The sequence below is a fragment of the Methylobacterium phyllosphaerae genome, assembly GCF_001936175.1.
GTDB lineage: Bacteria > Pseudomonadota > Alphaproteobacteria > Rhizobiales > Beijerinckiaceae > Methylobacterium > Methylobacterium fujisawaense.
The window spans coordinates 147,393-165,734 of the sequence record NZ_CP015367.1 but is presented as its reverse complement, the minus strand read 5'-3'; the positions used below and the strand labels follow the sequence as shown (position 1 = coordinate 165,734).

Here is an 18,342-nt window from a genome sequence, read left to right as displayed (position 1 = left end):
CTACAGGCCACGCGCCGGCCCGCGTCGCGGGACGGGCGTGGGGATTGAAGCGGATTGGTTCAGGACGGCGCGCGTTGAAGAAGGCCTACGTCAAATCCTACGGTTGCCAGATGAACGCCTACGATGCGGCCCGCATGGCCGACGTCCTGGGCGCCGAGGGCTACACGGCGACCGACTCGGTCGAGGACGCCGATGTCGTGGTCCTCAACACCTGCCATATCCGCGAGAAGGCTGCCGAGAAGGTCTATTCCGAACTCGGGCGGCTGCGCGTCCTGAAGGGTGAGCGGAAGGCGAAAGGCCTCGACACCCGCATCGTCGTAGCCGGCTGCGTCGCCCAGGCCGAGGGCGCCGAGATCCAGGCGCGGCAGCCCGCTGTCGACGTGGTGGTCGGGCCGCAGAGCTATCACCGCCTGCCCGATCTCCTGACACGGTCCCGCGAGCGCCGCGTCGTCGACACCGAATTTCCCGTCGAGGACAAGTTCGACCACCTGCCCCGTCGGCGGACCCTCGGGGCCTCGGCCTTCCTGACCGTGCAGGAGGGCTGCGACAAATTCTGCGCTTTCTGCGTGGTGCCCTACACCCGGGGTGCGGAGGTCTCGCGGTCCGTGGCGGCCGTGCTCGCTGAGGCCGAGAAGCTCGCCGAAGGGGGCGTACGCGAGATCACCCTCATCGGTCAGAACGTCAACGCCTATCACGGCGACGGGCCCGACGGCGCGCCCGTGGGTCTTGCCGCGCTGGTGCGGGCGGTGGCCAGCATCCCCGGCATCGCGCGGATCCGCTACACGACGAGCCATCCGAACGACTTCGACGAGGCCCTGATCCGGGCCCATGCCGAGGTGCCGGCCCTGATGCCCTACCTGCACCTGCCGGTGCAGTCGGGGTCGGATCGGATCCTCGCCGCCATGAACCGGAAGCACACCGGTGATGCTTATCGCCGGTTGATCGACCGGATCCGGACCGTGCGGCCGGACATCGCCCTGTCCTCCGATTTCATCGTCGGCTTCCCCGGCGAGACCGATGCGGATTTCGCCGAGACTTTGCGGCTCGTGCGCGACGTCGGGTTCGAGAGCGCATTCTCGTTCAAGTACAGCCCCCGTCCCGGGACGCCGGCCGCAGACCGCACCGATCAGGTGTCTGAGGCCGTGATGGCCGCGCGGCTCGCCGAGCTGCAGGCGCTCCTCGACAGCCAGCGGCACGCCTATCAGCGGGCGGCCGAGGGCCGGGTCTTCGACGTGCTGGTGGAGAAGCCGGGACGGCACCCGGGTCAGGTCGCGGGCAAGACGCCGCACCTGCTGGCCGTCCAGTTCGACGCCGCGCCGCACCATATCGGACAGGTGGTGCCGGTGCGGATCACCGAGGCGGGCGCCAACAGCCTGTTCGGGGAACTCGTCTCGGAGGCTGCGGCGGCGTGAGGATCGGAACGGTCGGACGGATGGCGAGGATGACGGATTGAGCGCGTCGGACGGTGGGGGTGCGCGCGGCGCGCTCCGGGGTCGCGGCCCGGCGGCGCTGCCGGCCGGATCGGACGAGGCGGTCGAGGTGCCGCTGACTTTCGACGACAACCGCCTCGCGAGCCTCGTCTTCGGCCAATACGACCAGAACGTCGCCCATATCGAGCGCCGGCTGGACGTGACCGCCACGGCCCTCGGCAACCATCTCGTCATCAAGGGCCCCGCCGACGCCGTCGAGACGGCGCGGCGGGTGTTCCAGAAACTCTACGCCCGGGTGCGGACCGGCGGCAGCACCCTCAGCCTCGGCGACGTCGACGGCGCCATCCGCGAAGCCACCGCCCAGGCGACCCTGTTCCCGGCGGCGGCGATCGCCGCCGAGGCCGACACGCCGCATTTCGAGCAGATCGCAACGCGCAAGCGCGGCGCCGTGCGGGCCCGCAATCCGGCACAGGACGAGTACATCAAGCTCCTGCGCACCAATGAGCTGGTCTTCGCCGAGGGGCCCGCCGGGACCGGCAAGACTTGGCTCGCGGTCGGCCACGCCGTATCGCTCCTGGAGCAGGGCCATGCCGAGCGGCTGATCCTGTCGCGTCCGGCGGTCGAGGCCGGGGAGCGCCTGGGCTTCCTGCCCGGCGACATGCGCGAGAAGGTCGATCCCTACCTGCGGCCGATCTATGACGCCCTCTACGACTTCATGGAGGCGCGTCACGTCGACCGCGGCCTGCAGACCGGCACGATCGAGATCGCGCCGCTGGCCTTCATGCGTGGCCGCACCCTCACCAACGCCGTGGTGCTCCTCGACGAGGCGCAGAACACGACCTCCATGCAGATGAAGATGTTCCTCACCCGCTTGGGCGAGGGGTCCCGCATGATCATCACGGGCGATCCCAGCCAGATCGATTTGCCGCCGGGCCAGAAATCCGGCCTCGTGGAAGCGGTCGGCGTCCTGGACGGCGTCGAGGGGATCGGGCGCGTGCGGTTCAAGGACGTCGACGTGGTCCGCCACGACCTCGTGCGCCGGATCGTCACCGCCTACGAGCGCGCCGCCCACGGCAGCGCCGAGGCCGACCGCAATCCCAATCCCCGCCGACGGCCGCTGGCGTGAGCATGCCGCACGCGATCGATCTCGCCGTCGAGGACGCGCGCTGGGAGACGGCGATCCCGGACCTCGAAGCCCGGGTCACGCGCGCCGTGGAAGCCGGCCTCGCCATCGCCCCCGACCGGCCGGACGGACCTGTCGAGGTCAGCATCCTGCTGGCCGACGATGCCGCGGTGCAGGACCTCAACCGGACCTGGCGCGGCAAGGACAAGCCGACCAACGTCCTGTCCTTCCCCGCCGCTCCGCAGCCGGTGCATCCCGGCGTTCCGACGCCCCTCGGCGACGTGGTCCTTGCTTACGAGACCCTGGTGCGCGAAAGTGCGGAGCAGTCGAAGCCGCTCCAGAATCACCTCGCCCATCTGCTCGTCCATGGCATCCTGCATTGTCTCGGTCAGGACCACGAGATCGGCGAGGCCGAGGCCGATGCCATGGAAGCCCTTGAGGTCGCGGCTCTCGCGACGCTGGGCATCCCGGATCCCTATGCCTGAGCGCGCGACGCCCGATCGACCCCAGACCCGAGAGACATGAGCAACGATCGAAGTCGCGGCGCGGCCCTGGCCGCGCCCAGTTCCACCGAGGGTGAATCCCCGCATCGGGAGCCCTGGTACGACCGCCTGCTCCAGGCACTTCATCTCAAGCCGCGCGATTCGCTGCGCGAGGGTCTTGAGGAGGCGCTGGCGGAGCCGGATGCCGGCGAGAGCGGCCTCACGCCGCTTGAGCGTGTCATGCTCAAGAATGTCCTCGGCCTGCATAAGGTGCGCGTCGACGACGTGATGGTCCCCCGGGCCGACATCGTCGCCGTGTCGAACGACACGAGTCTCGGCGACTTGCTCAAACTGTTCCGCACGGCCGGTCATTCCCGGCTGCCGGTCTATGGCGAGACCCTCGACGACCCCCGCGGCATGGTCCACATCCGCGACCTCGTCGATCACATCGCCGCCAAGGCCGAGCCGGCCCGGCGCAGTGCCGCCGCGGTCGTGAAGCCCGCGGAGACCGTGGCCGACGGTACCGCGGATGCGGCGGCCGCACCGCGGCCGCGCCGGCCGGCTCCGCGGGTGCCGCGGGGCCTGGACCTCGGAAAGGTCGACCTGACGACGACCCTGGCGGCGACGCGCATCCAGCGGCCGGTCCTGTTCGTCCCGCCCTCCATGCCGGCGATCGACCTGCTGGTGCGCATGCAGGCGACCCGCACCCATATGGCGCTCGTCATCGACGAGTATGGCGGCACCGACGGGCTGATCTCCATCGAGGACCTGATCGAGGTCGTGGTCGGCGACATCGAGGACGAGCACGACGTCGCGGAGGACAGTTTCGTCCAGCGCGTCGACGGCGAGGGCGAGGTCTTCGTGGCCGACGCGCGCACGCCGCTGGCCGAGGTCTCCGAGGTGACGGGCGTGGACCTCGTGGCGGCGGTCGGCGAGATGGCCGAGGAGATCGATACGCTGGGCGGCATGATCGTGACGCTGGCGGGCCGCGTCCCGTCGCGGGGCGAGCTGATCGCCGGTCCGGGCGATCTCGAATTCGAGGTGCTCGACGCCGATCCGCGGCGTCTGAAGCGCCTGCGGTTCCACAAGGGCGCGGCGCGGATCGGGACCGTCGTGCCGCTCGCCCTGCCCCCGCCATCGAGCCCCCCGGTCGCCGAGACGCCGCACCCGTGACGGTCGTGGCGTGACGGGTCTGGCAGACGGTTTCGCCCGGTCGCCCGCAGCGGCCGGTGCATCCATGCGCGGGCCGATGCGGGATCCCCTGCCCGATCCGGAGCGCGCGCATGTGCCGGGCGCTGTGCTGGCGATCACGCATCTGACCGGCTGGCGCCGCCTCGGGCTGGCGTGGTTCGCGGGCGCGCTCGGCGCGCTGGCCATGCCGCCCTACGGGATCCTGCCGGCCCTTGCCCTGTCCCTGACGGTCGCGGTCTGGCTGCAGGACGGGGCCGCCTCCGGGCGGACCACCCTCCGGCGGTTCTGGCCCTGCTTCCTGGTCGGATGGGCCTGGGGCTTCGGCTACCTCACCGCCGGACTCTGGTGGCTGGGCCAGGCCTTCCTGGTGGAGGCCGACGAGTTCCTCTGGGCCCTGCCCTTGGGCGTTGTCGGTCTGCCCTTCGCCCTCGGCCTGTTCTACGGCGCCGGGTTCGGCGCCGCGGGCCTGCTGTGGAGCCGGGGCGCGGCGCGGATCGCCGCCCTCGCCTTCGGGCTCGGCGCCGCCGACTGGCTGCGCGGCCACGTGTTCACGGGCTTTCCCTGGAACACCCTCGGGATGGCGCTGGCCCAGAATCTCTGGCTGATGCAATGGGCTGCCGTGATCGGGCTCTACGGCCTGTGCATCCTGGCCGTGCTCGTCTGCGCCGCACCCGCGACCCTCGCCAACGGCGGGGGGCTCCGCGGCCGGTTCGGGCCGAGCGCCGCGGCCGCCATCGTGCTCGTCGGCCTGGCGCTCTACGGGGCCGAGCGACTCGGCCCGCCCGATCCGGTGGTGGCCGGTGTCCGGCTGCGACTCGTCCAGCCCAACCTGCCCCAGGATGCCAAGTTCAGGCCGGAGAACCGGACCGACATCGTCGACCGCTACATCGAGCTGAGCCAGCGTCCGACGGAGGCCGGAGCGCCGGAGCCGACCCACATCGTCTGGCCGGAATCCGCCTTCCCGTTCCTCATCCAGCGCGATCCCGACGCCCTGGCCAAGGTCGCGGCGGGGCTGAAGCCTGGGCAGGAGCTGATCACCGGCGCGGCCCGCGCCGAGGAGCCGCTGCCGGGCGAGCGCCTGCGCTACTTCAACGCCGTCATGGTGATCGGGTCCGACGGCAAGATCTCCGACAGCTACGACAAAGTCCACCTCGTCCCCTTCGGTGAGTACCTTCCGGCGCCCCTCGACGCCGCCCTGCGGGCCGTGGGGTTGCGCCAGTTCGTGGCGATACCCGGCGGGTTCTCGGCCGGGACGCTCGCCGGGCAGCGCATCCTGACGGTTCCGGGTCTGCCGCCGGTGGCGGCGACCATCTGCTACGAAGCGATCTTCCCGGGCGCGATCCTACCGGCCGGGCGTGCTGCGCCGTCGCCGCAGCCGCCGGGGCTGATCCTGAACGTCACCAACGACGCGTGGTTCGGCGACACGCCCGGTCCGCGCCAGCACCTCGCCCAGGCGCGCCTGCGCGCCGTCGAGGAGGGAATGCCCCTCGTGCGGGATGCCAACACCGGGATTTCCGCCGTGATCGATCCGCATGGCCGCATCGTCGCCCGCACCCGGCTGGACGAGGAGACGTGGCTCGACGCAGATCTGCCCGCACGCATCGTCGGCGGCACGCTTTACGGTCGGTTCGGCGATGCCGCCTTCGCGCTGATGCTCGCCGCCTGCCTCGGCGGTGCCGTGGTCGCGCGGCGTCGGCCGTGAGCGCGGAGCGCGCCACCGCGAACCGGTTCCTGCTCGGTCTCGCGCTGATGCTGGTGGCGTTCAACCTGCGTCCGGCGCTCAGCACGGTCGGCCCCCTGCTGGCGACGATCCGGGACGGGACGGGCCTCGGTGCCGGGGGCGCCGCCATCCTCACCACGCTGCCGGTCCTGTGCCTGGGCATCGCCTGTGCGCTGGCCGCGCCTCTGATCCGCCGGATCGGGCCCGACCTCGCCGTGCTCGCGGGCTCGACGATCCTGGTCGCCGGCTTGGCGCTTCGCGGCCTGGGCGGTCTCGTGCCGCTCTTCGCCGGAACGGCGCTGGCCGCCATCGGGATCGGCCTCGACAACGTCCTGCTGCCGGCCCTGGTGAAGCGTGATTTCGCTGCCAGCGGCGGCCTGATGACCGGCCTCTACACGATGACCCTGTGCCTCGGCGCGGCCGCGGGCGCCGGGGCGGCGGTGCCGGTGGAGCACGCCCTCGGGGGCGGCTGGCCTTCCGCCCTGGCGATCTGGTCCCTGCCGGCGCTCGCCGCCGCCTTCGTGTGGATCCCCTTCGCCCGTCGGACGACCTCGACCGCCGCGCCCTCCGCCGGGCGGTTGCTCCGCGACCCGCTGGCGTGGTGGGTGACGGGCTTCATGGGCCTGCAATCGTCGCTCGCCTACATCCTGTTCGGATGGCTGCCGCTGCTGCTGCAGGGCCGTGGTCTCACGCCGCTGGATGCAGGGCTTTACGCCTCGCTGACAACCCTGGTTCAGGCGCCCGGCGCGCTCCTGACCGCCATGCTGGCCGCCCGCGCCCGCGATCAGCGGGCCTGGATCGTCGCCATCCCGGGCCTCACCGTCGTGGCGTTCCTGGTCTTGGCCTTCGGCGCGGAATCCTTGCGCATTCCCGCCGCCGGCGCACTCGGCTTCGGGATCGGGGGCTGCTTCGGCCTGGGTCTCACCCTGATCGTCCTACGCGCCGCCGACGCGGCGAGCGCCGCAGGACTCTCGGCCATGGCGCAGGGCATCGGCTATACGGGCGCCTGCCTGGGGCCGCTGGTCTTCGGCCTGGCCCATGAGGCCACGGGCGGTTGGGGCGTGCCGGGTGCCCTGTTCGTCGCCATCGCCGTCGCGGCGATCCTGATCGGTCAAGCCGCCGGCCGGGACCGCAAGGTCTGCGCGGGCGAACCCCAGGCGCGGAACATTGCGGCTCAGCCGCTGACCTCGCTCCAGGCCGCGAAACCGGCCAGCGGTTCCTGATCGTAGCGCGCCATCAGGTCGGCCATTGCCGCCCGATCCGAGAGACGCCCCGCCGCGGCCAGCCGGGCCAGCCCCTCGAAGAAGCCTTCGCGGCCCAGCGCCGGCGCGAAGCTCAGCGTGAAGCGCACCGGCCGGTCGCTGCGATTGGCGAAGGCGTGGGCAATGCCGGGCGGAATCAGCGCGAAGTCGCCCGGTCCGAGGTCGTGATCCGCGCCGTCGACATGAAGGGCGAGCCGGCCCGCCTCGACCGAGAAGGTCTCGGTCAACCGGGCGTGGCGGTGCAGCCCGGCTCCCGGCGTCCGTGGATCCATCTCGACCCGATAGACACCCATGGCGTCGGCCGTCTCGTCGCTGCGCGCCAGATAGAAGATCCGCATGCCGCCGATGACGGCGTTCGGGCCAAGCCCTCGATGCACGACACTCGCCATCGCCGTCCCCGCCGGAGGTTCAAACAAGAACCCCGCGCGGCCGGATGACCGCGCGGGGCTTCGATGGGCGGCGGACCCGCGACGCTTACTCCGCGGCGACCCGGTGGGCCTGCGACCCGTCCGTGTAGGTCTCGGACTGCAGGCGCTTGCCGGGAGCGGCGCGCCCCGGCAGCGGCGGCAGCGCCTTGGCCTTCTCTAGGTCGATCCCGGCGCCCTCGGCGACGCGGCGGCCGTAATCCTCGTCGGCGTGCCAGAAGTGCCAGACCATCCGCAGCTGGATCGGCTCCGGGCACTGCTTCATGTCGGCGACGAGGTTGGCGATCAGGTCGTCGCGCTCCCAATCCGCGAAGGAGCGGTAGCGCACGCCGGCCTGCGTGTAGTCGTCCTCGGTGCGCGAGGTCTGGTAGCGGCCGAGATTGCCCTGGACCGGCTGGTGATAGTCCTTGGCGGGCTTCGGCGCCTCGCGCAGGCCTTCGGCCAGGGTCGAGGGCTCGTAGTTGATGTGCTTGTTCGGGCCCGTCCCGTCCACTGTGTAGGCCATCTGGCCGTCGCGCTGGTTCGAGTAGACCTTCACGCCGGGCTGCGGCGCGTTGATCGGCAGCTGGAGGTAGTTGGCCCCGACGCGGTAGCGCTGCGTGTCGGAGTAGGACAACGTCCGGCCCTGCAGCATCTTGTCGTCCGAGAAGTCGACGCCGTCGACGAGGACGCCGGTGCCGAAGGCCGACTGCTCGACCTCAGCGAAGAAGTTGTCCGGCACGCGGTCGAGCACCATCCGGCCGCACGGCAGCAGCGGGAACTGGTCCACAGGCCACAGCTTCGTGTCGTCCAGCGGGTCGAACGACAGGTGGTCGTTCGGGCCGTCCGGCATGATCTGCACGGCGAATTCCCACTCGGGGAAGTTGCCGGCCTTGATGTTGTCGTACAGGTCGCGGGTCGCGTGGCCGACATCCTTGGCCTGGATCTCTGAGGCCTGCTGCGAGGTCAGGTTCCGGACGCCCTGCTTGGGGATCCAGTGGAACTTGCAGAGCACCGCCTCGCCCTGGTCGTTGACCAGCTTGTAGGTGTTGACGCCCGAGCCTTCCATCTCGCGGTAATTGGCCGGGATGCCCCAGGGCGACTTCAGGTGCGTCACCATGTGGATCGACTCGGGGTGCTGGGCCACGAAGTCGAAGAAGCGCCACGCCTCCTGGCGGTTCGTCACCGGGTCCGGCTTGAACGCGTGGATCATGTCGGGGAACTTGATCGCGTCGCGGATGAAGAAGACCTTGAGGTTGTTGCCCACGAGGTCCCAATTGCCGTCGACGGTCTTGAACTTCACCGCGAAGCCGCGCGGGTCGCGCTCGGTCTCCGGGCTCTCCTTGGCGCCGGCGACGGTGGAGAAGCGCACGAACATCGGCGTCTTCACGCCGGTCTCGGTGAGCACGCGGGCGCGGGTGTATTTGGAGGCCGGCTCGTCGCCGATCTTACCGTAGGCCTCGAACCAGCCGTGGGCGCCGGCGCCGCGGGCGTGGACGACGCGCTCGGGGATACGCTCGCGGTCGAAGTGCGTGATCTTCTCGATGAACTGGTAGTTCTCGAGCGTCGCCGGGCCGCGCTCACCGACCGTCCGGGTGCTCTGGTTGTCCCGGACCGGATGGCCCTGGCGGGTGGTCAGGATCGGGCGTTGATCGCTCATGCGTATCGTCTCTCCGTTCAGCGAAGGCTCTCGGGGGCCGAGGCCAGCCTGGAACCGTTCTGGAAAAAGGTTATGACCCCGGCATGACCCCGAGGCAAATGCATCGTCACAAAGGTTCTGATAGATACAGCCTATGAATCTCGCTGGCCTCTCCCTCCGGGATCTCGAATATGTCGTCGCGGTGGCCGACGAGGGGCATTTCGGCCGGGCCGCCGAACGCTGCAATGTCAGCCAGCCGACGCTGAGCGTGCAGGTCCGCAAGCTGGAAACCGCGCTCGGCCTGACTTTGTTCGAGCGGTCGAACCGGCGGATCCTGCTGACCGAAGCGGGCCAAGCCATCATCCGGCAGGCACGCGTCGTCCTGGCGGAGGCGCAGCGGCTTCTGGCGCTCGCCAGGGAGGGCCGCGGCTCGCCGCTCACCGGACGCCTCATCCTGGCGGCGATCCAGACGCTCGGTCCCTATTTCTTCCCGCTGGTGCTGCGACCGCTGCGCGAGCAGTACCCGCTGCTGACGCTCTCTCTGTCGGAATCGCGGACCGCCGACATCGTCGAGGGCCTGCGCGACGGCCGCATCGACGCGGCCCTGGTCTCGCTTCCGCTGCCCTCCAACGGTCTCGCGGTCTCGCCGCTGTTCGTCGAGCCGTTCTGGCTCGCCTGCCCGGCCGAGCACGCCCTGGCCCGGGGCGGCGCGCTCTCGGCGACCGAGATCGCAGGGCCGGACCTGCTGCTGCTCGATGAGGGCAACTGCCTGCGCGACCAGACGATCGCGGCCTGCGGCGCCGGCTCGTCGGTCGGCCGCCATGCCACCAGCCTGGAGACGCTTCGCTCGATGGTGGCCGCCGGCGCCGGCTACACGCTGCTTCCGGCCCTCGCGGTGCCCGCCAGCCCCGATCCCAGCGGCCTGACGGTCACCCGGGCCTTCGATGTCGACGGTCCCGGCCGGACCATCGCGCTGGTCTGGCGGGCGAGCGATCCCCGCGCCGCGGGACTGGCGAACCTCGCCGCCTTCTTCCGGGCGCACGCGCCGCCCGGAACCACGGCCTGCCGGGGCGACGACGCTGTGGCGTGAGCGGCGGTGTCGCGGGCACCTGGCCCCGCTGTGATGAAGACGGTCGCGCTTGGCGCGTCTATCAGGACTGATCAGGGCATGGGGAACGGGCCGATGCGGCGCAGGATGATCGGGGCAATTCTGGCGCTGCTCGCCCCCCTCGGCGCCCACGCCGCGCCGACGGACAGCTTCGCCCGGATCGATCAGATCAACCGCGCCTCCCTGGTGATGACAGCCGAGACCGGTATCGTCCCGCGCCCCCTGGCCGCGACCATCGCCCGCGCGCTCGATCAGGTCGCCGCCGACGCCGCCAAGCCCGGCGCGGAACGGCCGGACGACTATCTCCGGATCGAGCCGCTGATCACCGCCATTGCCGGCCCGGAGGCCACCCGGATGCATTCGGGGCGCAGCCGCCAGGACATCATCCCGACGGTGCTGAAGCTTGAGCAGCGCGACCGCCTCCTCGCCCTCGCCCAGGCCCTGGACGAGACCCGGGGGGCCTTGCTGGCCGTGGCCGACCGCGAGGCCGACACGATCGTCCCGGCCTATACAAACGGCGTGCAGGCCCAGCCGACGACGCTCGGCCACCTCTATCTCGGCTACGCGGCCGTCCTTGCCCGCGATGCGCAGCGCCTCCGCGAGGCCTGGACGCGGCTCAACCTGTCACCCCTGGGCGCGGCCGCCCTCGGGACGTCGAGCTTCCCGGTGGACCGCAAGCGCCTGGCCGAGCTGCTCGGGTTCGATGCACCCGTGGAGAACAGCTACGATGCCGGTCAGCTCGCGCCGATGGATATGGGCCTGGAATTGACCGGGCTTTCCGCGACACTCGCCACTACGGCCGGCAGCTTCGCGCAGGACCTCTACGCCCAGTATCACCAGACCCGGCCGTGGATCCTGCTGCGGGAGGGGGCGCTGACCGGGCCGAGCAGCATCATGCCGCAGAAGCGCAATCCCGTCGCCCTGTACGGCCTGCGCATGAAGGCGAGCGACGTGGTCGGGGCCGCGCAGGCCTTCGTCATCATGGCGCACAACGTCGATTCCGGGATGCCGGACTACAAGCGTAACCAGGCTGAGCCGCCGGGCCGGACGCTCGCCGAGGCCGCCGAGCTGTGCCGGCGCTGGACCCGCGTCCTCGACGGGCTGGTCGTGGACCGGGCGCGGGCCGCCGAGGAGGTCGCCGCCGACTATTCGACCACCACAGAACTCGCCGACACGCTTCAGCGCGAGGCGGACGTGCCGTTCCGGCTCGGCCACCACTTCGCCTCCGAGCTGGTGAGCTACGGCCGCAGCCACGATCTGCGACCCGCCGATCTCCCGTTCGCGGAGGTGCGGCGGATCTACGCCGAGGCCGCCGCCGGGACGGGCCTGAAGCCGGACCTGCCCCTCGACGAGGCGCGCTTCCGGGCGGCCTTGTCGGCCCGGGGCATGATCGACGCGGCTGCGGGCCTCGGCGGCCCGCAGCCCGCGGAGGTCCGGCGCATGCTGGCCCGCGCCCGGGAGCGGCTTGAGGCCGATCGGGCATGGCGCGATGACCGCCGCAAGGGCCTGGCCGACGCCCGGGCACGCCTCGACACCGCCTTCGCCGCCCTGACCCACGAGCCCTGACGATTGCGCGGGGCGGCCGTGTCGAAACTCTGCCGTGACAGGGCCAATATTGCGCTATAGCGCGCGCCTGACGCCTGCCGTCTGAAGCGGGCCTCTCCCGATCGGTCGCCTTGCTCCCTCTCCGCATCCTCGGCCTCTGGGCCGCCCTCGCCGCCGCGTCCGCGGCCGTCTCATACGGCCTGATGCAGGCGCAGTTCCCGGCCGCGTTGCTGCTCGGGCCGATGATCGCGGCCATCGCGTTCGGGGTCGGCGGTTCGCGCCTCCGCGTGCCCCGGGCCGCCTTCCAGGCCTCCCAGGCGGCGATCGGCTGCCTCGTGGCGCATGCGGTCACCGGGCAGATCGCCCAGACCCTGGTGGAGGACGGGCCGCTCATCGTCGCGGTCGTGCTGGTCACCGTCGCGGTCAGCGGCTTGGTCGGCTGGATCCTGACCCGCCTGCGCGTGCTGCCCGGGACCACCGCGGCTTGGGGATCGTCCCCCGGCGGCGCCTCCGCCATGGTCGCCATGGCCGAGGATTTCGGTGCCGATCCGCGCCTCGTGGCCTTCATGCAATACGTGCGCGTCGCGGCCGTGGTGTTCTCGGCCTCGCTGGCCGCCCGCTTCCTGATGGAGACGCCGGTTCCCGGGGCCTCGGCTGGCGTCGCCGAGGTGACCGGGCCACTCTCCGTCTTCGCGACGCTGGCCGTCGCCATCGTGGGCGCGGGCGCGGCGCTCGCCCTGCGGGTGCCGGCCGGCGCGCAGATCGGCCCGATGGTGCTCGGCAGCCTCCTCCACGCCACCGGGCTCGTGCGCATGGCGCTGCCGGTGCCCCTCCTCGAACTCGCCTATGCCTGCATCGGCATCTATGTCGGCCTGCGCTTCACCCGGGAGACGCTGCGCCTGACATTCACCGCCCTGCCCGGCATCCTGGCGGCGACCTTCTCGGTCATCGCCCTCTGCGCGGCCTGGGGCTGGGGGCTGACGCTGCTGCTGCCCATCGACCTGCTCACCGCAGTCCTCGCCACGAGTCCCGGCGGCCTCGATTCGGTGGCGATCATCGCCGTCGGCTCGAAGGCGGACGTCTCCTTCGTGCTGGCGGTCCAGACCCTGCGCCTGTTCGTAGTGCTGCTCACCGGTCCGCTGCTCGCCAAGTGGATCAGCCGGTCCGTGCCGGAGACCGCCATCCGATGAACGCCCTGGTTCTCGCCTTTCTGAATTCCTGGCGCGGCCTGCGCCACGGCGCGCGCACCGAGCGGGCCGTGCGGCAGGAACTCCTGCTCCTGGCTCTCGGCGTGCCGGTCGCCCTGTTCCTCGGCGCGACACTCTGGGTGCGGGTCGCCCTGATGGTCAGCCTGCTGCTGATGCTGGCCGCCGAATTCCTCAACACCGCCGTCGAGAAGCTCTGCGACCACGTCCATCCGGGGCATCACCCGATGATCGGTACGGTGAAGGACCTCGCCTCCGCCGGCACCTTCATGGCCCAGATGGCGGCGCTGCTCGTGTGGGTGGCGGCGCTGGTCGAGCGGCTGGGCTGACCTGCCGCGCGTGGGCGCGCTCGCATCCGCGGGCCGGAGGGTCTATCTGGCCGGCACAGCCCCGCGCATCGGCCGAGACTCCACACCGTGACGGACTACATCCGCAAGATCCTCACCGCCCGCGTCTACGACGTGGCGATCGAGAGCCCACTCGACCCGATGCCCCGGCTGACGCAGCGGCTCGGGCGGCCGGTCCTGCTGAAGCGCGAGGATCTCCAGCCGGTCTTCTCGTTCAAGCTGCGCGGCGCCTACAACAAGATGTCCGGCCTCAGTCCGGACCAGATCGCCCGCGGCGTCGTCTGCGCCTCGGCGGGCAACCACGCGCAGGGCGTGGCGCTGGCCGCCGCCAAGCTCGGGGCGCGCGCCGTGATCGTGATGCCGCGCACCACCCCGTCGATCAAGGTCGATGCCTGCCGGGCCCGGGGGGCCGAGGTCGTTCTGCACGGCGACGCCTTCGACGAGGCGCTCGCACAGGCCAAGACCCTCGAGGCCGAGCAGGGCCTGACCTTCCTGCACCCCTTCGACGATCCCGACGTGATCGCCGGCCAGGGCACCATCGGCAAGGAGATCCTGGAGCAGCATACCGGCGCGATCGAGGCGATCTTCGTGCCGGTGGGCGGCGGCGGGCTCGCTGCCGGCGTCGCCACCTTCGTGAAGTATCTGCGGCCGGGCACCAAGGTGATCGGTGTCGAGCCGGAGGACGCCGCCTGCATGGCCGCGGCACTGGCGGCCGACACGCGGGTCAGCCTGCCCAGTGTCGGCCTGTTCGCCGACGGCGTCGCCGTGCGTCAGGCCGGCGAGGAGACCTTCCGGCTCTGCCGCGCGCATCTCGACGAGGTCATCACCGTCGATACCGACGCCATGTGCGCGGCGATCAAGGACATCTTCGACGACACCCGCGCGGTGTCGGAACCCTCCGGGGCGCTGAGCCTCGCCGGCGCCAAGCTGTATGCCGAGCGCGAGGGCGGTGACGGCACGCTGATCGCCATCTCCTCGGGGGCGAACCTGAATTTCGACCGCCTGCGCCACATCGCCGAGCGCGCCGAGATCGGCGAGCAGCGCGAGGTCCTGATCGGCGTGACGATCCCCGAGCGCCCCGGCGCCTACCGCGCCTTCATCAACGCCCTCGGACCGCGGGCGATCACGGAATTCAACTACCGCCATGCGCCGGGCTCGGAGGCGCAGATCTTCGTCGGCATCAACGTCAGCGGCGGCAAGCGCGAGAAGCAGGCGCTGATCGCTTCGCTGCGCGAGGCCGGCTATCGCGTCCTCGACATGAGCGACAACGAGATGGCCAAGGTCCATGTCCGCTACATGGTCGGCGGCCGTGCCGTCGGGGTCGCGCACGAGCGGCTGTTCCGCTTCCAGTTCCCGGAGCGGCCCGGTGCGCTGATGAAGTTCCTCGACGCCCTCGGGCCGGATTTCGACATCACGCTGTTCCACTACCGCAACCACGGCGCCGATTACGGCCGGGTGCTCGCCGGGATCGCGGTGCCGCCGCCCGAGCGCGCCCGGTTCGACGCCGCCATCGACGCCCTCGGTTACCCGGCCACCGACGAGACCGAGAACCCGGCCTACCGCCTGTTCCTTGACGGCGAGGGCGCCGGGGCGGCCTGAGCCCCCTCAGCCCAGGCTGTCCCTGGGGGCTCTCGTCGCGCGCCTTCAAGTCACGTCGCTGTTCTCATGATCGAGGGGCAGCGTCGGGCGCGGTCATTCTTCGGCCACCTCCACCGACGCGACATCGGGCATCGCCCGAAGCTTTGCCGCGATGGCCTCGAAGCTCGTCCGGGACAGACGCACGAACGTGATCGTCACTTCCTCGTGGTCCGCATCAGGACCCGGATGGACCGTGAAGGTCCGGACCCGTGAGGCCCGCTCGCCCGTCGCCGCCTGCACGGTGTCGATCGACATCGCGCCTTTTCGGGCGGTCAGCCGAAGGGTCTGGGCGCGCATCCGGTCGCGCCAGCGCTGCTCGAAGGGCTTCACACCCGCCAGGATGCCGACGATGAGTGCCGTCGCGGCCAGGGCCGGCACGTAGAGGCCGCTGCCGATCGCCAGCCCGATCGCCGCCACGCCCCAGAGACTGGCCGCCGTGGTGAGACCCTTCACCACCTCGCCGCGCAACAGGATCGTCCCCGCTCCGAGGAAGCCGATGCCGGAGACCACCTGCGCGGCGATCCGGGAGGGGTCGAGCACCACGTGGGCGGTGCCCAGCACGTCGGCGAATCCGAAGGCCGAGACCAGCATGATCAGGCAGGAGCCGACGCAGACCAGCATGTGGGTCCGCAGGCCTGCGGCCCAGAGCAGGCGCTCGCGCTCCAGGCCAATCACGCTGCCGAACAGGGCCGCCAACGCCAGCCGGGCCACCATCTCGCCGTTGCCGATCAGAGCCGCCTCCGTTTCTCCGCCCCGTGCGGATGGCGCGGATCCTTGCGGCTTTGCCGTGGGCGGATCAAGCGATCCCGAGGGCCGCCTTCTCGACTTCGTAAGCGGCCCGCACCGTGGCGGCCCCGTAGGACCGCTCCAGGCGCCGCACCGTGAAATGCGCGCGGGCGGTCGACTGGAAATGGTTCATGAAGGCCGTGTTGACCGCCGCCCCGCCGAAGGCGCCGAGGATCGGCACCGCCTGCGCGGCGACCTTCTGGGACACGACCAGACCGAAGCGCGCGGCGATCTGTGCGGTGAAGCGGATCAGCGCCGGGGCCGACTGGTCGAGGAGCGTTTTGCTGCCGGCATAGCGGGCCGCCTCCGACAGCGTCTTGGCCAGGGCCGCGCGGACGGCGAAGTAGCCGCTCTCGGTGAGCGCCGCGCCCGCCTCGGTCTCGGCCGTGGCCCGGCCGCCGAGGGCGAAGACCTGGACGCAGGCGAGCGCCCCCTCGGGGGTCTCGAGATCCTCGCCCTCCTCCCGGGCGATCTCGGCGATGGAGCGCAGCATCAGCGTGGTCGAGACCGGAAGCTCGACGGCCAGCGTCGCGAGGCCGAACGCGCCTCCGACCGCGCCGGACAGTGCCGCCATCGCCTTGTGCTTGGCGTCGCCCGAGCCGAGGAGCTGCGCGAACCGGCTCTCGGCCTTGGCGGCGACGGAACCGAGGCCCTCCCCTTCGGCCGGAACGAGTTCCCGGCGCGGCAGCGTCGCCAGGGCGACGCGCAGCGCCCCCCGCATGGCCGCCTCGGTGCTGCGGCTGACGGCTTCGGTGACCGGAGCCGGCAGCGATCGGCCGATGATGTCGAGGGGCGCGCCGGCCGCCGCGGAGAGCCGCCCCGCGAGGCTCGGACGCTCCAGCACCTGCACGGCGCGGCGCAGGGCGGCGAGGTCCGCGTCGCTCAGCGTCTTTTCTGGAGTCGCCGCCGGCAGCGTCTCGCCGGCTAAGGTGAGGTCGCTCGTGCTCATCCGTGAATCCCTGGATCTGTCGTGCTCACGCCGCCCCTGGCGCGCGCGCCGTGGTAGGAAGCTCGGGCCCCGGGATGCGGTTCCCCGCCTCCTGCGCATCCCGCGCCGGTGCCGCCGCGGCCTCCGCCTGCCCGGTCCTGCGCCCGACCGCGACGCAGAGCACCAGGACCGGGATACCCACGAGGGAGGTCATGACGAAGAAGGCCGGATAGCCGATCGCCGCGACCACGAAACCCGACGAGCCCGCGATCAGCTTGCCCGGCAGCGCGTAGAGCGAGGAGAACAGCGCGTACTGCGTCGCCGCGTAGGCCGGGCTGGTGAGGCTCGACATGTAGGCGATGAGCACGATGCCGGCGAAGGAGCCGCAGAAATTCTCGATCGAGATGGCGACCGTCAGGCGCCAGATCTCGGGCGCGCCGGCCGCCAGCCACGCGAAGGCGAGGTGCGAGGACGCGGCCAGGAAGGCGCCCAGCAGCAGCGTGGGGAACAGGCCGAGCCGGGCCAGGGCCCATCCGCCCGCGAACCCGCCCGCGATGCCGACCCAGATGCCGTAGAGCTTGGTGACGGTGGCGATCTCCTTCAGGTCGAAGCCCAGCGTCCGGTAGAGCGGGCTCGCCATCACGCCGGACAGGAAATCGGGGAGCCGGAACAAGGCCACGAGCAGGAGGATGCCCCAGAGCGCGCCGCCGAACCGGCCGTGCAGCTCGGTGAGCGGCTCCAGCACGGCGCGGCGCATCGACCAGAACCGGGAGCGGCCGGGCGTCTCCGCCTGAACCGTGCGAGGCCTGTCGAAGGCCGGGGCCAGCAGGGCGGCGATCATCCCGACCAGCATGAGCGCCGCCATGATCAGGTAGGCCAGCGTCCAGCCCCCCGCCGAGGCGATGAACAGCGCGCCCGCGCCGGCGGTGATCAGGCCGAGGCGGTAACCGAGGTTCGAGGTCGCCGCCAGGATACCCTGGAAGTCGCTGCCGGCGGCGTCGATGCGCCAGCCGTCGATCACCACATCCTGGCTCGCCGCGCAGAAGGCCACCAGGAAGGCCCCGAGTCCCAGGAGCGCGAGGTTGGTCTTCGGATCCGAGAAGGCCATCAGGGTCAGGCACAGGGCGACCGCGGCCTGCGTGGTCACCATCCAGGCCCGGCGGCGCCCGAGGCGGGCACTCAGCACCGGAACGTTCAGCCTGTCGATCGCGGGCGCCCAGAGGAACTTCAGCGAGTAAGGCAGCGCCACGTAGCTGAACAGGCCGATCGCCCGCACGTCGATGTCCGAGAAGGCGAGGCGGAGCGTGAAGGTGCCGAGGACCAGGAGCAGCGGCAGGCCCGAGGAGAATCCGAGAGCCAGCATGAGCACGATCCGCCGGTCCTCGACGATGTCGCGGAGCCGGAAGCGACGCATCGCCTGTGGCTGGTTCGCCATGGCATGGAACTCCTGAGCCTTCGTGGCCTTGATCTCGCGAAATCGTGGCAGCCTTACGCCGCACCGGTTTTCGCTGGATCGTGATGTGTTGCGCCTCAA

At 71.2% G+C, this 18,342-nt stretch carries 16 protein-coding genes; 11 read left to right on the top strand and 5 right to left on the bottom strand.

The window, feature by feature from the left end:
* Positions 1–74 precede the first annotated feature (74 nt).
* The 6 genes from miaB to MCBMB27_RS00740 all read left to right on the top strand — a co-directional run bounded on the left by miaB (position 75) and on the right by MCBMB27_RS00740 (position 7,169).
* Positions 75–1,412 carry a tRNA (N6-isopentenyl adenosine(37)-C2)-methylthiotransferase MiaB gene (miaB, locus tag MCBMB27_RS00765; RefSeq protein WP_075379638.1) on the top strand — a complete coding sequence of 446 codons (1,338 nt, stop codon included), beginning with the start codon at positions 75–77 and terminating at the stop codon, positions 1,410–1,412.
* A 37-nt stretch (positions 1,413–1,449) separates the two neighbouring features.
* Positions 1,450–2,556, top strand: coding sequence for a PhoH family protein (locus tag MCBMB27_RS00760; protein ID WP_043345723.1), 1,107 nt, complete (start codon positions 1,450–1,452; stop codon positions 2,554–2,556).
* 2 nt (positions 2,557–2,558) lie between these two features.
* Positions 2,559–3,038 (top strand): rRNA maturation RNase YbeY, encoded by a 480-nt coding sequence (gene ybeY, locus MCBMB27_RS00755; RefSeq protein ID WP_043383933.1) that lies wholly within the window; start codon positions 2,559–2,561, stop codon positions 3,036–3,038.
* 36 nt (positions 3,039–3,074) lie between these two features.
* Positions 3,075–4,208 (top strand): hemolysin family protein, encoded by a 1,134-nt coding sequence (locus tag MCBMB27_RS00750; protein ID WP_043345718.1) that lies wholly within the window; start codon positions 3,075–3,077, stop codon positions 4,206–4,208.
* 64 nt (positions 4,209–4,272) lie between these two features.
* A complete protein-coding gene (lnt, locus tag MCBMB27_RS00745) occupies positions 4,273–5,928 on the top strand; it encodes an apolipoprotein N-acyltransferase (protein WP_075379637.1) in 1,656 nt (551 codons plus the stop codon).
* Positions 5,925–7,169: an MFS transporter gene (locus MCBMB27_RS00740; RefSeq protein WP_075379636.1), complete on the top strand. Its 1,245-nt coding sequence runs from the start codon at positions 5,925–5,927 to the stop codon at positions 7,167–7,169. The genes lnt and MCBMB27_RS00740 overlap by 4 nt, the downstream gene beginning before the upstream one ends.
* Here MCBMB27_RS00740 and MCBMB27_RS00735 read toward each other — a convergent pair.
* Together MCBMB27_RS00735 and MCBMB27_RS00730 are read right to left on the bottom strand one after the other, a co-directional pair.
* Positions 7,121–7,597: a cupin domain-containing protein gene (locus MCBMB27_RS00735; RefSeq protein WP_043356545.1), complete on the bottom strand. Its 477-nt coding sequence runs from the start codon at positions 7,595–7,597 to the stop codon at positions 7,121–7,123. The two genes, MCBMB27_RS00740 and MCBMB27_RS00735, sit on opposite strands and share 49 nt — an antisense overlap.
* 85 nt (positions 7,598–7,682) lie before the next feature.
* Positions 7,683–9,272, bottom strand: coding sequence for a catalase (locus tag MCBMB27_RS00730; RefSeq protein WP_043356544.1), 1,590 nt, complete (start codon positions 9,270–9,272; stop codon positions 7,683–7,685).
* Between the two features lie 133 nt (positions 9,273–9,405).
* Here MCBMB27_RS00730 and MCBMB27_RS00725 point away from each other — a divergent pair, with 133 nt between their 5' ends.
* The 5 genes from MCBMB27_RS00725 to ilvA all read left to right on the top strand — a co-directional run bounded on the left by MCBMB27_RS00725 (position 9,406) and on the right by ilvA (position 15,055).
* On the top strand, positions 9,406–10,341 hold the full coding sequence (locus tag MCBMB27_RS00725) for a LysR substrate-binding domain-containing protein (protein WP_053609983.1): 936 nt from the start codon (positions 9,406–9,408) through the stop codon (positions 10,339–10,341).
* Positions 10,342–10,434: 93 nt separating this feature from the next.
* Complete coding sequence (locus MCBMB27_RS00720) at positions 10,435–11,925, top strand: argininosuccinate lyase (protein WP_075381841.1); 1,491 nt, start codon at positions 10,435–10,437, stop codon at positions 11,923–11,925.
* A gap of 110 nt (positions 11,926–12,035) precedes the next feature.
* Positions 12,036–13,094, top strand: a complete 1,059-nt coding sequence (locus tag MCBMB27_RS00715; RefSeq protein WP_043356540.1) for an AbrB family transcriptional regulator — start codon at positions 12,036–12,038, stop codon at positions 13,092–13,094.
* The gene (locus tag MCBMB27_RS00710) at positions 13,091–13,438 is read left to right on the top strand and encodes a diacylglycerol kinase (protein WP_043356538.1); all 348 of its coding nucleotides are present in this window, start codon (positions 13,091–13,093) and stop codon (positions 13,436–13,438) included. The genes MCBMB27_RS00715 and MCBMB27_RS00710 overlap by 4 nt, the downstream gene beginning before the upstream one ends.
* A 24-nt stretch (positions 13,439–13,462) precedes the next feature.
* Entirely contained in the window at positions 13,463–15,055 is a 1,593-nt protein-coding gene (gene ilvA, locus MCBMB27_RS00705) for a threonine ammonia-lyase, biosynthetic (protein ID WP_075379635.1), read from the top strand.
* Between the two features lie 93 nt (positions 15,056–15,148).
* Here the strand turns inward: ilvA and MCBMB27_RS00700 are convergent, their stop codons facing one another.
* The 3 genes from MCBMB27_RS00700 to MCBMB27_RS00690 all read right to left on the bottom strand — a co-directional run bounded on the left by MCBMB27_RS00700 (position 15,149) and on the right by MCBMB27_RS00690 (position 18,243).
* Complete coding sequence (locus MCBMB27_RS00700; protein WP_083683302.1) at positions 15,149–15,808, bottom strand: MgtC/SapB family protein; 660 nt, start codon at positions 15,806–15,808, stop codon at positions 15,149–15,151.
* An 82-nt stretch (positions 15,809–15,890) separates the two neighbouring features.
* Positions 15,891–16,829, bottom strand: a complete 939-nt coding sequence (locus MCBMB27_RS00695; RefSeq protein ID WP_043356534.1) for an EcsC family protein — start codon at positions 16,827–16,829, stop codon at positions 15,891–15,893.
* Positions 16,830–16,854: 25 nt separating this feature from the next.
* Positions 16,855–18,243: an AmpG family muropeptide MFS transporter gene (locus MCBMB27_RS00690; RefSeq protein ID WP_043383348.1), complete on the bottom strand. Its 1,389-nt coding sequence runs from the start codon at positions 18,241–18,243 to the stop codon at positions 16,855–16,857.
* Positions 18,244–18,342 lie beyond the last annotated feature (99 nt).

Coding starts and splice junctions, on each gene's coding strand:
- MCBMB27_RS00690 (WP_043383348.1), bottom strand. CDS start 18,243: ATGGCGAACCAGCCACAGGCGATGCGTCGCTTCCGGCTCCGCGACATC.
- MCBMB27_RS00725 (WP_053609983.1), top strand. CDS start 9,406: ATGAATCTCGCTGGCCTCTCCCTCCGGGATCTCGAATATGTCGTCGCG.
- MCBMB27_RS00695 (WP_043356534.1), bottom strand. CDS start 16,829: ATGAGCACGAGCGACCTCACCTTAGCCGGCGAGACGCTGCCGGCGGCG.
- MCBMB27_RS00730 (WP_043356544.1), bottom strand. CDS start 9,272: ATGAGCGATCAACGCCCGATCCTGACCACCCGCCAGGGCCATCCGGTC.
- MCBMB27_RS00750 (WP_043345718.1), top strand. CDS start 3,075: ATGAGCAACGATCGAAGTCGCGGCGCGGCCCTGGCCGCGCCCAGTTCC.
- MCBMB27_RS00720 (WP_075381841.1), top strand. CDS start 10,435: ATGCGGCGCAGGATGATCGGGGCAATTCTGGCGCTGCTCGCCCCCCTC.
- MCBMB27_RS00735 (WP_043356545.1), bottom strand. CDS start 7,597: ATGGCGAGTGTCGTGCATCGAGGGCTTGGCCCGAACGCCGTCATCGGC.
- lnt (WP_075379637.1), top strand. CDS start 4,273: ATGCGCGGGCCGATGCGGGATCCCCTGCCCGATCCGGAGCGCGCGCAT.
- MCBMB27_RS00700 (WP_083683302.1), bottom strand. CDS start 15,808: ATGGTGGCCCGGCTGGCGTTGGCGGCCCTGTTCGGCAGCGTGATTGGC.
- MCBMB27_RS00710 (WP_043356538.1), top strand. CDS start 13,091: ATGAACGCCCTGGTTCTCGCCTTTCTGAATTCCTGGCGCGGCCTGCGC.
- ybeY (WP_043383933.1), top strand. CDS start 2,559: ATGCCGCACGCGATCGATCTCGCCGTCGAGGACGCGCGCTGGGAGACG.